The 13,943-nt window shown below is 66.3% G+C and carries 13 protein-coding genes; 2 read left to right on the top strand and 11 right to left on the bottom strand.

Annotated elements, in window-relative coordinates:
• Positions 1 to 122: 122 nt before the first annotated feature.
• The 7 genes from ACFO0G_RS03350 to ACFO0G_RS03380 all read right to left on the bottom strand — a co-directional run bounded on the left by ACFO0G_RS03350 (position 123) and on the right by ACFO0G_RS03380 (position 8,115).
• The gene (locus tag ACFO0G_RS03350; RefSeq protein ID WP_376976413.1) at positions 123 to 1,289 is read right to left on the bottom strand and encodes an RtcB family protein; all 1,167 of its coding nucleotides are present in this window, start codon (positions 1,287 to 1,289) and stop codon (positions 123 to 125) included.
• Positions 1,290 to 1,368: 79 nt separating this feature from the next.
• A complete protein-coding gene (locus ACFO0G_RS03355) occupies positions 1,369 to 2,142 on the bottom strand; it encodes a hypothetical protein (RefSeq protein ID WP_376976414.1) in 774 nt (257 codons plus the stop codon).
• Positions 2,143 to 2,358: 216 nt separating this feature from the next.
• Positions 2,359 to 3,789, bottom strand: coding sequence for a sulfate adenylyltransferase subunit 1 (locus ACFO0G_RS03360; protein WP_376976415.1), 1,431 nt, complete (start codon positions 3,787 to 3,789; stop codon positions 2,359 to 2,361).
• Positions 3,789 to 4,733 (bottom strand): sulfate adenylyltransferase subunit CysD, encoded by a 945-nt coding sequence (cysD, locus tag ACFO0G_RS03365; RefSeq protein ID WP_376976416.1) that lies wholly within the window; start codon positions 4,731 to 4,733, stop codon positions 3,789 to 3,791. The genes ACFO0G_RS03360 and cysD overlap by 1 nt, the downstream gene beginning before the upstream one ends.
• A complete protein-coding gene (locus ACFO0G_RS03370) occupies positions 4,730 to 5,458 on the bottom strand; it encodes a phosphoadenylyl-sulfate reductase (protein WP_286398433.1) in 729 nt (242 codons plus the stop codon). Before ACFO0G_RS03370 ends, cysD begins: the two co-directional genes overlap by 4 nt.
• Positions 5,458 to 7,203, bottom strand: a complete 1,746-nt coding sequence (locus ACFO0G_RS03375) for a nitrite/sulfite reductase (RefSeq protein WP_376976417.1) — start codon at positions 7,201 to 7,203, stop codon at positions 5,458 to 5,460. Before ACFO0G_RS03375 ends, ACFO0G_RS03370 begins: the two co-directional genes overlap by 1 nt.
• A gap of 54 nt (positions 7,204 to 7,257) precedes the next feature.
• A complete protein-coding gene (locus ACFO0G_RS03380) occupies positions 7,258 to 8,115 on the bottom strand; it encodes a sirohydrochlorin chelatase (protein WP_376976418.1) in 858 nt (285 codons plus the stop codon).
• 60 nt (positions 8,116 to 8,175) lie between these two features.
• On the opposite strand from ACFO0G_RS03380, the gene ACFO0G_RS03385 reads away from it, so the two are divergent.
• Both ACFO0G_RS03385 and ACFO0G_RS03390 read left to right on the top strand, forming a co-directional pair.
• On the top strand, positions 8,176 to 8,829 hold the full coding sequence (locus ACFO0G_RS03385) for a trimeric intracellular cation channel family protein (protein WP_376976419.1): 654 nt from the start codon (positions 8,176 to 8,178) through the stop codon (positions 8,827 to 8,829).
• A gap of 52 nt (positions 8,830 to 8,881) precedes the next feature.
• Complete coding sequence (locus ACFO0G_RS03390; RefSeq protein ID WP_286398438.1) at positions 8,882 to 9,313, top strand: hypothetical protein; 432 nt, start codon at positions 8,882 to 8,884, stop codon at positions 9,311 to 9,313.
• 100 nt (positions 9,314 to 9,413) lie between these two features.
• Here ACFO0G_RS03390 and ACFO0G_RS03395 read toward each other — a convergent pair whose 3' ends face one another.
• The 4 genes from ACFO0G_RS03395 to ACFO0G_RS03410 form a co-directional block, all read right to left on the bottom strand.
• Positions 9,414 to 10,265, bottom strand: a complete 852-nt coding sequence (locus ACFO0G_RS03395) for a type IV toxin-antitoxin system AbiEi family antitoxin domain-containing protein (protein ID WP_286398440.1) — start codon at positions 10,263 to 10,265, stop codon at positions 9,414 to 9,416.
• 432 nt (positions 10,266 to 10,697) lie between these two features.
• Positions 10,698 to 11,798 (bottom strand): polyprenyl synthetase family protein, encoded by a 1,101-nt coding sequence (locus ACFO0G_RS03400; protein ID WP_286398442.1) that lies wholly within the window; start codon positions 11,796 to 11,798, stop codon positions 10,698 to 10,700.
• The gene (locus tag ACFO0G_RS03405) at positions 11,795 to 13,126 is read right to left on the bottom strand and encodes a geranylgeranyl reductase family protein (protein WP_286398444.1); all 1,332 of its coding nucleotides are present in this window, start codon (positions 13,124 to 13,126) and stop codon (positions 11,795 to 11,797) included. The genes ACFO0G_RS03400 and ACFO0G_RS03405 overlap by 4 nt, the downstream gene beginning before the upstream one ends.
• Before the next feature lie 3 nt (positions 13,127 to 13,129).
• Positions 13,130 to 13,906 (bottom strand): demethylmenaquinone methyltransferase, encoded by a 777-nt coding sequence (locus ACFO0G_RS03410; RefSeq protein ID WP_286404532.1) that lies wholly within the window; start codon positions 13,904 to 13,906, stop codon positions 13,130 to 13,132.
• Positions 13,907 to 13,943 lie beyond the last annotated feature (37 nt).

A 13,943-nucleotide genomic window follows, 5' to 3' on the forward strand; every position in this document is an offset into this window, starting at 1 on the left:
TGGAACTAGTCATTGCTTCACCATAGGGAGTGGCCCAAACCCGTTCAACGAAGCGGAAACGGGGGGTCACGCACGTTCATCTGGCGTCACATTTTGCCGTGCCGTTGCCCTGATGCGCAGCTTCAATTGCCTTTGACGTTGACCAGCTGCCGCAGTTTGTGCCGCACGGTGACCAGGTCCGCGGCGTCCTGCATGACCTGGTCGATCGGCTTGTACGCGGCGGGAATTTCGTCGATGAAGGCCTCCGACGCGCGGAACTCGATGCCCCGCATGGCGCGCTTCAGTTCCTCCAGTGTGAAGGTCTTCCGGGCTGCGTTGCGGGAGTATTCGCGACCAGCCCCGTGCGGGGAGGAGTTGAGCGAGGCAGCGTTGCCCCGGCCTTCCACAACATACGACGCCGTCCCCATGGATCCCGGGATCAGCCCGGCATCGCCGTGGCCGGCTTTGATGGCACCCTTCCGGGACACCCACACCGGCTTGCCGTAGTGCGTCTCCTGCTGGGTGAAGTTGTGGTGGCAGTTGATCCGCTCGCGTTCCTGCACCGGTCCGCCCACCCAGCGGCTGAACTGGGCCGTCACCCGGTCCATCATTTCCTCCCGGTTCAGCAGCGCGAAGTGCTGGGCCCATCGCAGTTCAGCGATGTACCGCTCGAACTGCGGGGTGTCCTCGTCCAGGTACGCCAGGTCCGGATCGGGCAGGTAGATCTGGTTTTTCCGGCTGACATGCTGGGCCACACCAATGTGGTGCTGGGCGATCCTGTTGCCGATGCCCCGCGAGCCAGAATGCAGGAACAGCCACACGCCGTCGGACTCATCCGCGGACACTTCGATGAAATGGTTGCCCGAGCCCAGGGAGCCCAGCTGGAGCTCCCATTTGGCCACGTACTGGGCGGGGTTGAAGCCGGCTTTGGCGGCCCGCTGCTTCAGCACGGCGATCCTCGGCTCCGCGGTGGGGAGGATCTTCCGGTTGTTGTTCCCGGCGGACAACGGGATGACCCGCTCGATGTCCTCGCGGAGGCTCTTCCGGTCCCTCGGCAGGTCTTTTACCGAGTACTGGGTCCGCACCGCGATCATGCCGCATCCGATGTCCACGCCAACGGCCGCCGGGATGATGGCGCGGAGCGTGGGGATCACCGAACCCACGGTGGCGCCCTTGCCCAGATGTGCGTCCGGCATCAGTGCCAGGTGGGGGTAGATGAATGGCAGGGCCGCCGTCATCACCGCCTGTTCGCGGGTCTTGTCATCCAGGATCGACGCCCAGTTCAAGAGCTTCGGGCTGATGGTCTCCATACTTTAAGCCTGCCCCGGAAATCGACCCGGAAACGGCATAACCGAAAGTTCTGAAGAGGCTGAGCCCCTGTCGCTGAGGCTACGCGGCGGCGGTGAGCCGGTGGCGTGGGGCGCGGGCGGCGGGCCTGGCGGGCAGCAGGCGGCGCAGGTTGAACCAGGTGAACAGGGCCAGCCCCAGGTACAGGCTGAGTTCCATGACTTCGCCGTATTCGGAGATGCCGTAGTCAGGCGACGGCCAAACCAGCAAACGGAAAAGCCGGTAGGCCGCTGCCAGCCCGAAGGCCGGCGCCAGGCAGAGCGGCGGGATGAGCAGATGCGCGGAGCCAAGGTTCTTCCAACGGGCCCTGACGGCATTCCAGACCAGGGGTGCGCAGGCCCCGTACAGGCTTGCGAGCAGCATGGCGGCGGGGACAAGCTCCTGCACGCCGCCGATGTTGTGCACAGTGGTCTCCCCCTGCCGGTTGATCGCTTCCATGGCCTCCGGTGTCTGCCAGCCAAAGATGCGTTGGCCCCAGGAGATCTCCTCTCCTGCCAGGAACCAAACCCCGGCAGCGACCACGCCGTACAGCAAGGCCATGGCTTTGTGCCCGGTCTTGTACAGGCGGTACGCCAGGAGGGGCAGGAAGACTCCGGCAGCCACAAGGGAGAAGAACTGGAACCACTCGATCAGGGAGTCCTCGTCGAGGAGCCAAATGAACAGCGGTGGGTGCAGGGCAGTGGCAGCGGCCGCGAGTGCGATGCCCAGTGGAAGCAGCGCGATGATCAGCGCGCGGCGCGGGGAGATTCCCCATTCGCGGGCGTCCTGTGCAGAGCGGATAGCGGCTTTGGTGGACCACCGATGGATGGCTGGCATTCGTGCCCCCTCAACGAAAACAGGCCGGTGCCTGGAATCGCGGCACCGGCGAAGCGATGCCTGAGCCTCCCATGTCTCCCGCAGCCACGAAAGGTTGGGTGGGAACGTCTGCGGTTTATTGTGCGGATTACCGCAGAGGCGCGTAATCGCCGGAACGGTGCGGAATAGCCGTAACGATACGGCGGTCCGGCACTGTTCCGGCGATTCGGGTGAGGACTAGATGCTGTAGCGCTCGTCCTCGTGGTCGCCCGGGTGGTCCTTGACCAGGCCCGCGGCCAGAGTGTTGCCGTCCAGCGGGTCGATCACCAGGAACGCGCCGGTGCGGCGGTGGTGCAGGTAGTTCTCCAGCGGCAGCGGCGCGGCGAGCCGGAGCTGCGCGTGGCCGATGTCGTTGAGCTCCAGGCTGGAAGCGCCCTCAAGCTTGAAGGTGGACAGGTCCAGCTTGCCGGAGACGCTGCGGACCATCGCCTGGACGGTGCGGGTGCCGTGCTTGACCAGAACCTTCTGGCCTTCGCGCAGCGGCTTGGGCGAGAGCCAGCAAAGCGCCGCGTAGAGGTCGGCTGAGGCTTCCCGAACCGTGCCGGCAGCAGCGATGGTGTCGCCGCGGGCGACGTCGAACTCATCGGCCAGCCGGATGGCCACCGACTGCGGGGCGGCGGCTTCCTCCAGGGATGCACCGGCGAAGTCGATGCCCACCACGGTGGTGGTGCGGGGCGACTGGCCCGGCGTCAGCACGGAGACCGGGTCCCCCACCTTCACCGAGCCTTCGGTGATCTGGCCGGCGTACGCGCGGTAGTCACGGTAGGCCTCGGCATCCAGTCCGGCGGCGACGGCGTCGGGTGCCAGGGCGCCCTGCGGCCGGATGACCAGCTGCACGGGGAAGCGGAAGCTTTCCAGATGGCTTTCGAGTTCGTCGGCGGCGGGCAGGGTTTCGAGGACCTCCAGCAGCGCGGGCCCCGTGTACCAGGGGGTGCGCTCGGAGCGCTCCACTACGTTGTCGCCGTCGAGCGCGGACACCGGGATGACCGTGAGATCCGTGATGCCGCCTGCGTTGAATTCATCCCGGCCCAGGCCCAGTTCGCGGCCCACCTGCTGCACGTCGGCTTCGATGTCGCGGAATACGGACTCGCTGAAGTCCACCAGGTCGATCTTGTTCACGGCCACGATCACGTGCGCCACGCGCAGCAGCTGCAGCACGGACAGGTGCCGGCGGGTCTGCTCCAGGACACCCTTGCGGGCGTCAATGAGGACGACGACGGCATCCGCAGTGGACGCGCCCGTCACCGTGTTCTTGGTGTACTGCACGTGCCCGGGGCAGTCGGCCAGGATGAAGCTGCGCTGGTCGGTGGCAAAGTAGCGGTAGGCCACGTCGATGGTGATGCCCTGTTCCCGCTCGGCACGCAGGCCGTCGGTCAGCAGCGCCAGGTCGATCCCGCCCTTTTCGCCACCGAAGCCCCGGTCCGCGGAGGTGCGGGCGACGGCGTCGAGGGTGTCCGCGAGGATCGCCTTGGAATCATGAAGGAGGCGGCCCACCAAAGTGGACTTGCCGTCGTCGACTGATCCTGCCGTGGCAAAGCGGAAGAGCGTGGTGGGCAGGGCTGTTTCCAGGCCACCGGCGGAGCCGGACAAAACAGTTTCGGTGGTCATTAGAAGTACCCGTCCTTCTTGCGGTCTTCCATGGCGGCCTCGGAGATGCGGTCATCTGCGCGGGTGGCGCCACGTTCGGTCAGGGTGGAGGCCGCAACTTCAACCACCACGTCGGACACCGTGAAGGCGTTGGACTCCACGGCGCCGGTGCAGGACATGTCCCCCACGGTGCGGTAGCGGACGGTCTTGGTGATGATTTCCTCGCCCTCACGCGGCTGGGACACTTCGCCCACCGCACGCCACATGCCGTCGCGGGCGAAAACCTCGCGCTCGTGGGCGTAGTACAGGCCGGGCAGCTCGATGTTCTCGCGCTCGATGTAGCGCCAGATGTCCAGCTCCGTCCAGTTACTGATGGGGAACGCACGGACGTGCTGGCCCACGGTGTGGCGGCCGTTGTACAGGTTCCACAGCTCGGGGCGCTGGTTGCGCGGGTCCCACTGGCCGAACTCGTCGCGCAGGCTCAGGATGCGCTCCTTGGCGCGGGCCTTGTCCTCATCGCGGCGGCCGCCGCCGAACACGGCGTCGAACTTGTTCTGCTGGATGGCGTCCAGCAGCGGGACGGTTTGCAGCGGGTTGCGGGTGCCGTCGGCACGCTCGGCGAGTTCGCCGCGGTCGATGAACTCCTGCACGGAACCGACAACGAGCTTCAGGCCCAGCCGCTCAACTGTGCGGTCGCGGAAGTCGATGACCTCGGGGAAGTTGTGTCCGGTGTCCACGTGCAGCACGGGGAACGGAACCTTTCCCGGCCAGAACGCCTTGGTGGCCAGGTGCAGCATCACCACGGAGTCCTTGCCGCCGGAGAACAGCAGCGCCGGCTTCTCGAACTCGGCGACAACCTCGCGGATGATGTGGATGGCCTCGGATTCGAGGGTGTCCAGGCTGGACAGTCGGGTTGAGACGCCGGCCTCGGCCACCTGGGTCTCCTCGGTAAGTGAAGTGCTCATACGTGAAGTCCGCATTCTGTCTTGTCGGATCCTGCCCAGCGGCCGGCTCGGGGGTCTTCGCCGGGCGCCACCTTGCGGGTGCAGGGCTGGCAGCCAATGGAGGGGTAACCCTGGGAAAGCAGCGGGTTGACGGGCAAAAGGTTGTCGTCCGAGTACTGGACCAGCTGGTCGAACGTCCATGCGGCCACGGGGTTGACCTTGACCAGGCCGTTCTTCTCGTCCCAGGTGACCAGCGGGGTGTTGGTGCGGGTGGGTGCCTCGTCGCGGCGGACGCCGGTGAACCAGAGTTCGTAGCCCGCCAGGGTGCGCTGCAGCGGGGCCACCTTGCGGAGGGCGCAGCACTGGGCGGCGTCGCGGGCGAAGAGGTCCTTGCCAAGGAGCCGGTCCTGCTGCTCCACGGTGGTCTCCGGGAGCACGTCCACCACGTTGACGCGGAGGTTTGCTGCCACCTCGTCGCGCGTGGCGTAGGTTTCCGGGAAGTGGTAGCCGGTCTCCAGGAACAGGACGTCGACGCCGGGCATCTGGTCAGCCACCAGGGCCGGCAGGACGGCGTCGGCCATGGAGCAGGCGACGGCTACCGCGGGCAGGTCGAAGTTCCGATCCACCCAGGCGATCACGTCGCGGGCGGGGGCGTCCCAGCCGAGCTCGGCGGCGCCGGCTTCGGCCAGGGCCTTGAGCTCTTCCGTGGGGCGCTTGGCGGGCGCGGGTGCGAGATGCTTTGCCATTACTGCAGTGCCTCCTCGTCTGCTGCGTGGGCCCATTCGGCGAAGGTCTGGCCTTCGGCGCGGTCGGCCACGAACCGGCGGACCACGCGCTCCACGTAATCGGGCAGGTCGTCGACGTACACCTTCAGGCCGCGGACGGTGCGTCCCAGACCGGCTTCCTCACGGTCGTTGTTGGCCAGCCCGCCGCCCAGGTGGACCTGGAAGCCCGGGGAGGGATCGCCGTCGGGCGTTGGCAGCATCATGCCCTTGAGGCCGATGTCCGCCGTCTGGATGCGGGCGCAGGAGTTGGGGCAGCCGTTGATGTGCAGGGACAGTGCCGCGGGGAGCTGGCCCGAGTCGGCGAGGTCCGCCAGGCGGCGTTCCAGCTCGGCGACCGCGCTGGCCGCAGTCATCTTGGTTTCGACGATGGCCAGCTTGCAGAACTCGATGCCGGTGCAGGCGATGGTTCCGCGGCGGAACACGGACGGGCGGGCGGACAGGCCCAGGGCGTCCAGTTCGGCGATGAGCGGCTCCACCTGCTCCTTCTCGACGTCCAGCACCACGAGCTTCTGGTGCGGCGTGGTGCGCAGCCGGTAGGAGCCGCGGGCCTCCAGGGTGTCGGCGAGCTTGACCAGGCCGGAACCGGAGAGCCGGCCGCCCAGCGGGGTGGCACCGATGAAGAACTTGCCGTCCTTCTGTTCGTGCACGCCCACGTGGTCGCCGGGGGTGGCGGGCTTGGGCGCTGCCGGACCGTCGGCCAGCTTGTAGCCCAGGTATTCGTCCTCCAGGACCTGGCGGAACTTCTCCGTGCCCCAGTCGGCCAGCAGGAACTTCAGGCGGGCCTTGGTGCGCATGCGGCGGTACCCGTAGTCGCGGAAGATGCTGGTGACACCCAGCCACACATCAGCGGCCTGGTCCGGCTGGACGAAGGCGCCCAAGCGCGTGCCGAGCATCGGGTTGGTGGACAGCGCCCCGCCCACCCAGAGGTCATAGCCGGCACCGAGCTCGGGGTGGCGGACACCCACCAGTGCGATGTCGTTGATCTCGTGGACCACGTCCTGGCTGGGGTGCCCGGTGATGGCGGTCTTGTACTTGCGTGGCAGGTTGGACACGATCGGGTTGCCGATGAACCGCTCCCCCAGCTCTGCGATGAGCGGGGTGGGGTCGATAATCTCGTCCTTGGCGATGCCGGCCACGGGCGAACCCAGGATCACGCGGGGCACATCGCCGCAGGCCTCGGTGGTGGACAGACCAACAGCTTCGAGGCGGCGCCAGATTTCGGGGACGTTCTCCACCTCCACCCAGTGCAACTGGATGTTCTGGCGGTCCGTCACGTCAGCCGAATCGCGGGCAAAGTCGACCGAAATCTGGCCGATGACGCGCAGCTGCTCGGTGGTGAGCGCACCGCCGTCGATCCGCACCCGGAGCATGAAGTACTTGTCCTCAAGCTCGTGCGGCTCAAGCGTGGCGGTCTTGCCGCCGTCGATCCCCTGCTTGCGCTGGGTGTACAGGCCCCACCACCGGAAGCGGCCGTGCAGGTCCTGGCTGGGGATGGCGTCGAAGCCTTCCTTGGCGTAGATGGACTCAATACGCTCGCGGACGTTCAGGCCGTCGTCTTCCTGCTTCCAGGTTTCGTTGGCGTTCAGCGGCGTCTTGCCGTCCACCTTCCACTGTCCGTGCGGCTTCGCAGCGGGGCGGGACGGGCGGGCGGGGCGCTTGGCAGCAGCGGAGTCCGCGGACGCTCCGGCTAGAGCGGTATCAGTCATGCATCGACTGTAGGGCGCCCCCGAATTACGTCACAAAGGCCCGGAAACGCTGAGTCACCTAGGGAAATATTTCGTCACGAAACGCCGAACGGCCTTGAACAGGCCACCCTGCTGTGCATCGGCGGGAGCTTGGTTTGAGGTTTCTGTTGGGAGCGCCGCGGGCTCTTCCGCCGGGGCTTCCTGCATCTTCGCGACGGCGGCGTCGTACCTGTCCAGCGCAATCTCCGCCAGCGTGCGGGACGGCAGCAGGGGTTCGGTGACGACGTCGGCACCCGCCTTGGCCAGCTGGTCGTGGAAGAAGCCCGGCGCCAGGAGGTATGAGGCAATCACCACGCGTCCGCCGACGTCGACCGCTCCCGCGGACTCCCCCGCCCCGGCACCCCCGGCGAGTTCCTCCCGAAGCATGGCGACGGCGTCGGGCACGGAAGGCTGGGCGGACGCACCATAGGCGGCGACCATCCGGTTGGACCGCAACTGCTGCAACTGGCCAAGCAACTCTTCGACGCTGACGGCGGCGTTGGGGTTGGACGAGCCTGCCGCGGCCAGGACGATGACGTCGTTGTCCGTGGTTCCGGCCTCGCGCAGCCGCCGGTCCAGCAACTGGGCAAGACGGGGATCGGGCCCCAGCGGGGCAGCCGCAGCACTGCCCGGGCGGCTCTTCACGGCCCGCGCGATGTCCACCTTGACGTGGTACCCGACGCTCAGCAGCAGCGGAACTACCACCGCCGGATCCCCTTGCGGCAGGCCCGCCACCACATCCACCAGGTCCGGCTGCTGGACGTCGACGTAAGCTTCGCGGACATCAAGGCCGGGGCGCAGTTCCGCGATGGCGGCGCGCAGGGCATTGACCTCCGCGGCCCCCTGTGTGTTGGACGTCCCATGGGCGCAGGCGATCATGATGGGGCTGTTCATAGGGGCTAGCGTAACGTTGGAGCCGCCCTGTCCGCCCTCTTTGAAATACCGGGACGCCCCATGACATTCGCCTTTGACAACTCCCCGGTGTGGCTGGATCTGCTGGGCGTGTTTTTCTTCGCCGTCTCGGGCTCGCTGCTGGCGGCACGGAAGCAGATCGACATCGTCGGGTCGCTGCTGTTGGCCTCCTTGGTGGGACTTGGCGGCGGCGTGATCCGCGATGTCATCCTTGTCATCGTTCCGGCGGCCTTCACCAATCCGGCCTACCTGGCGCCGCCGCTGCTGGCCACGGTGCTGGTGTTCTTCCTGTTCTCCAGTGTCCAGCGATACACGTCGCTGCTGATTCTGTTCGACGCCGCCGGCCTGGCCCTCTTCTGCATGACCGGCACGGTCAAGGCACTGGCCACCGGCCTCAACCCGGTGGCTTCCGTGCTGCTGGGGGTGACGACGGCAGTGGGCGGCGGCCTGCTGCGGGACATCACCGCCAACGAGGTGCCGGAGCTCTTTAACCCGAAGGACATCTACGCGCTGCCGGCGTTCCTGGGTTCATCGTTGACCGCGGTGCTGTGGGTGCTTGGCGTGTTCAACGTGCTGACGGCAGCCGGCATTGCGGCGCTGGTTTTCACGTTCCGCGTCCTGGCCTGGCGGCGCTCCTGGCAGGCACCCCTTGCCGTGCGCGGGTGGCACCGGCGGACGACGGATTCGGGCCTGTGAGAGTTCTCCTGCCTGTCATTTTGGGGTGGTCCGGATTGGCTAGGATATGAGCATGACTGACATGTTCCTCGAGAAGTTCAAAGCGCTTGTTCCGAAGTATCTCGAGGATGAATGGCAGGAAGAGGACGGCCTGACCCCCGAGGAGCTGGACAAGGCCCTGGCCGAGCACCAGTTCCAGATCCCCCTGGTCCTGCGCGAGTTCTACCTCGCCCTGGGCGGCTGCGAGGACCTGATGGAGGCCTACCACTACTTCTGGGACCCGGACGAGCTCGAAGTCGATGACGAGGGCTTCCTGATGTTCCTTGAGGACGAGGACGAGGAGTACACCTGGGGCTTCCGCATCGGCGACCTCAGCGTCCCAGACCCCATCGTCTACCGCCGCAACAACGCCCGCGGCCAGTGGAAGTCCGAGGAAGGCACCTTTTCAGAATTCGTCTTCGACATGTTCGAGTGGGCGTTCGAGGAAGACGAAGAGGAAGAGTAGGAGCTGCTTCTTCCGTTGACCTAAATGCGTCACTTATGGACCGGACCTTGATGAGTGCCCCTGCGTTTGCAGGGGCACTCGCCGGTTAACATCCCATAAATTAGGCAAACTGGTCGCCACGCCCGCTGCCTGTTGGCCTCCGCCACGCCCGCAGCACCGCCTGGACCTCCGCGACCATGGCCTCGGGCCGGTGGATGACGTCCTCATAGTAATAGCGCAACACCAAGTAGCCCCCGATGATGCTTCGGTTGTTGCGCCGCTGGTCCCGCTTGATGGATTTCGGCTCGAAGTGGGTTGAGCCATCCGTCTCCACTACCAGGATCTCCTCGACCAGGAAATCCACCTCTCCAACTCCGGGAATATAGACATGCCGCCGAACCCGTAATCCGGCCCGGGCAAAATATACATTTGCGAGTACCTCCAGCACTGAGTCCGCGCGGGGAATCACCAGGTCCAGAACCGACCGAGCACGCCCATTGCGGCGTCCCTGGCAGCGGCCGTAGAGGAAATCGAGGGAGACGTCTCCGGCGCTCACAGCCGACTGCACCATCACGAGCGCCTCCAGCTCAGGCAGGCAGTGCAGCGCATGCAGAAGCACGTCTGCCAGCCCCAGCACTGGCAGCCACGGATGCCGCGGATGCCTGGGCCGGCCGTGCTCGACGACTCCGGACGTATGGACGGGGTGGCTCCGGCTTAGGTGCAGGCCTGCCGGGTCGTTGAGGGTCCACAGTCGGTAGACGGGAGCAGCGGACAAACACGTGAGTCGACCACCCGCCGCCAAAACCCCAGCAACACGATTGTCGCCGGGCAGGGCGTAGACTCCCCGCCTGACTCTCACCAACAGGCCCAAGGCCACCGCGCGGCCCACTCTGGCACGCGTAAACCCAGCCTTTTGTAGTTCATGTGACCGGGCTGCTCCCGCGCGCCTGGCCAGGTAGTCACAGATGTCCATCCCTCATCGTGTCCAGGCGGAGCCTGCGACAAAGCAGGGGACTCCATTCATGTGGATAACCATCCCCAAGCCCGCTGGCGCAATTGCGTGATTTTTGGGCCGTGCAGGCACGCAGTCCCGCGTCCTTGAGGTGCGCACGGCTGCCCGTTCAGCCATAAGTCACGCAATTGCGCGAGGGACACCTGCGAGCGCTCGGAAAAGTCTTTGACAGGTGCAGTTACACAGGACTTGCGCATTATGACAAACCTGTCATAAGCTATTCACGGATCCGCTAAACGCCTCCGGCGGGTCTGATGCGAACGGAGAGATAGCCCCGGTTCACTGCAACTTCGGTTGCTGCGGACCGGGGCTATCCCGTTAACGCTGGAGGCATGGAAAAGCCCGGCACCTCCAGCGCATCACCAGAGGTACCGGGCTCCCAAGGAACGAAAATCAGCTGGCGCGGTCCACCACGGCCAGCGCGAAGTTGGACAGCGATTCCTTGACCACGCCTTCAGGCAGCGGAGCCAGGGCTTCGATGGCCTCGTTGGCCCATTGCCGCGCCACCACCCAGGACTCGGCAGTCACGGGGTGCTCCCGCAGTCCGGCAACAGCGGCGGCCAGGGCCTCGTCAGAGGACAGGTCGCCGTCAATCAGTTTCAGGAGGTCGACGGCGGATTGGTCGCCATCAGCGGCCGCCTTGCGCAGGAGCAGCACGGGCAGGGTGGGAACCCCTTCGCGCAAGTCCGTTCCCGGGGACTTGCCGGACTTCACCTTGACCCCGGTGACATCGATGACGTCGTCGGCCAGCTGGAAGGCCACGCCCACCTTCTCGCCGTACTCCACCAGGACGTTTTCGTAGGCCTCGTCGGCCCCGGAGAAGATCGCACCGAACTGCCCGGAGGCGGCAACCAGGGAACCGGTCTTGTCCGCAATGACGGACAGGTAATGCTCAATCGGGTCCTCGTCCGGCCGCGGGCCCACGGTCTCGTGCAGCTGGCCAAGGCACAGCCGCTCGAAAGTCCGGGCCTGGATGCCGAGAGCCCGGCCGCCCAGTTCGGACACCAGGATGGAGGCCCGGGCAAAGATCAGGTCACCGGTGAGGACGGCCACGGAGTTGCCCCACACCTCGTGGGCCGTGGGGGCCCCGCGCCGGAACGGGGCGGAGTCCATGACGTCGTCGTGGTACAGGGTTGCCAAGTGCGTCAGTTCAACCACGACGGCGGCCTGCACCACAGCGGGCAGGGATGCGTCCCCGAGGTGGGCGCAGAGCAGGGTCAGCAGCGGCCGGATACGCTTGCCGCCGGCTTCCACCAGGTGGCGCGACGTTGCGTCAGCGAGGGGGTCCGAGTTGGCGATGGCTTCACGGAGTTTCTTCTCCACCTTGGCCAGGTTGGTGGTGATGGCCGGGCCCAGTTCGGCGTCCCCCGCGATGGCTGCAAAGCCTGCCGGCAGCTGGAGTCCGGTGGCGATGGCGGTGGTGTTGAGGCTGGGTTCGGAGTCCGGCAGGCCGTGCCCGGCGTGCGTCCAGCTGTGGTCTGCGGATTTGGTCACGGGTTAACCCTAACTTTTTGTTGCGGATACCGCTGGTTCGAAGCTGGTGGGGTATTGGATGTGGCCGGAACCAGCGATTCCAGGACGCGGATCACCCGGTCCTCGAAGCCCTTCGCGGAGGAGTCTGTGAGGTTGGCAAGGAGCCGGACCACGAACCGCATCAGCACCGGAATTGGCATGCCGGTCCGCAGCGCCAGCTTCATGACGGCGGGTTTGCCGATCAAGGCGGCGAAGGCCCGCCCAAGCGTGAAGTGTGAGCCCCACTGGTCCCGCACATAGTCCGCGTACCGCGAAAGGTGCGCATCGGCGTCGTACGTCCCGCCCGAAGCAGCCGTGCGCGCGGACGCGTCGATGATGAACTCCGCCGCAAACCGGGCGGACTCCATGGCGTAGGAGATGCCTTCGCCATTGAACGGGGACACCATGCCGCCGGCGTCGCCCAGGAGCAACAAGCCGGGCGAGTAGTGCGGGGTACGGTTGAAGCCCATGGGCAGCGCCGCACCGCGGATCTCCCCCACCTGGTTCTCCGGCGTAAAGCCCCACTCGGCGGGCATTCCGGCCGTCCACTCGCGCAGGACCTGCTTGTAGTCCAGCTTGCCGAACTCCTTGGATGAGTTCAGGATGCCCAGGCCCACGTTGGAGGTTCCGTCGCCCACGCCGAACACCCAGCCGTAGCCGGGCAGCAGCTTGCCGTCGCGGCCGGGAAGCTCCAGCCAGCCTTCCATCCAGTCGTCGTCCGTGCGCGGCGAGGTGAAGTAGGTGCGGACGGCGACACCGAGCGGACGGTCGTCACGCTTCTGGATTCCGAGGGACACGGACGTGCGGGTTGAGTTGCCGTCGGCAGCGAGGACGACGTCGGCGCTGAAGTCGCGAGTCTCCCCCGTCTTGCGTCCGGACTCGTCAAGGAGCGCTGCGCGGACACCGGTGACGCGGCCGCCGTCGTTGGCCAGGGCGTCGGTGACGCTGTGCCGCTCGAGGATGGTGGCACCTGCTGACTCGGCATGCCGGGCCAGTTCCTCGTCGAAGCCAAGGCGGGTGCGGATCAGCCCGTACTGCGGAAAGTCGGAGACCTCGGGCCAGGGCAGCTCGATGGTGCGGCCGCCCGCAATCAGGCGCAGGCCCTTGTTCCGGCGCCAGCCCTCACCTTCGGGGTGGGGCAGGCCGAGCTTCTGGATTTCGCGGACCGCGCGGGGGGTCAGGCCGTCGCCGCAGACCTTCTCACGCGGAAACGCAGTCTTTTCCAGGACCGTAACGTCCAGTCCGGCGTTGGCCAAGTAATACGCGGCAGTGGATCCGGCCGGCCCTGCGCCGACTATCAGTACCTTCACAGGTCAGCGGACGATGTTGCGGCGCAGCTTGGCCACCGGGCCCTTGTGGGCGGCGATGGCGGCGGCAGCGCCCTCAGGCGAGGAGTCGGCAGGCTTGAACGCGCGGTGCACGGCAACGATGCCGCCTGTGAGGTTGCGGTAGGTGACTTTCTCCCAGCCGCTTTCCTGCAGCCAGGCGGCCAGGTGGTCCTGGTCCGGCCAGGCGCGGATGGATTCGGCAAGGTAGACGTAGGCATCCGGGTTGGAGGCGACCTTGGTGGCGATCGCGGGCAGCGCGCGCATCAGGTATTCGGTGTACATAGTGCGCCACAGCGGAACCACAGGCTGCGAGAACTCGGCGATGACCACGCGGCCGCCGGGCTTGGTGACGCGCAGCATCTCCTGCAGCGCCTTCTTGGGCTCGTTCACGTTGCGGAGGCCGAAGGAGATTGTGCTCGCGTCAAACGTGTTGTCGGCGAACGGCAGGTTGGTGGCGTCGCCGGCCACGAAGTCGATGTCAGGGCGGCGGCGCTTGCCCACCTTCAGCATCCCGAGGGAGAAGTCGCAGGCAACTACATCTATTCCGGCGTCGGCATATGGCTCGCTGGAGGTGCCGGTTCCGGCCGCAAGGTCCAGGACCCGCTGGCCCTTGGAGACTTCCATGGCGTCCACCACGATCTTCCGCCAGCGGCGGGTCTGCCCCATGGACAGGACATCGTTGACGACGTCGTATTTCGGTGCGACGTCGTCAAACATCGTGGCTACTTCGTCCGGACGCTTATCCAAGGATGCTCGGTTCACCATGACATTGTCTCAAATGTTCCTGACCGTCCTGACC

It is taken from the genome of Arthrobacter sedimenti (assembly GCF_042652025.1).
Lineage (GTDB): Bacteria > Actinomycetota > Actinomycetes > Actinomycetales > Micrococcaceae > Arthrobacter > Arthrobacter sedimenti.